The following is a 298-nucleotide window of genomic DNA, read 5'->3' on the forward strand; positions in this document are numbered from 1 at the left end:
TGATGGCACAGGACCCACAGCACAGCGCTTGGCCCGGAAGTTGAGTGCGGCGCTGCTGGCCCAGCACGATCTGGATGTGGAGCCCGGCGCATGGAAATTCTGGGTGCAGCCGCCCTCCTACCGTGGACCACGTTGGGACCTAGCAAATTGGGGAGCGCACGCGCCACATCCGGTACACCCCAATCTGACGGTGCAGGTCTCGTCGTGGGAACGAATGAGCACGCTCGTGAAGCAGGAAGAGCTGAATCTTCATCCGGATGGAATTTTTGCTTGCTATCATGTGGCGTAACGTGTATGA

At 59.1% G+C, this 298-nt stretch carries 1 protein-coding gene; it reads left to right on the plus strand.

All coding sequences use genetic code 11. The annotated features are described in order from the left end of the window. Positions 1–289: hypothetical protein (locus tag AC1RPR_RS08695; protein WP_481763552.1), on the plus strand; the 289-nt coding region annotated here is incomplete at its 5' end. Positions 290–298: the final 9 nt, after the last annotated feature.

Source organism: Dellaglioa sp. CoH-57-MRSF-22, from assembly GCF_056781895.1.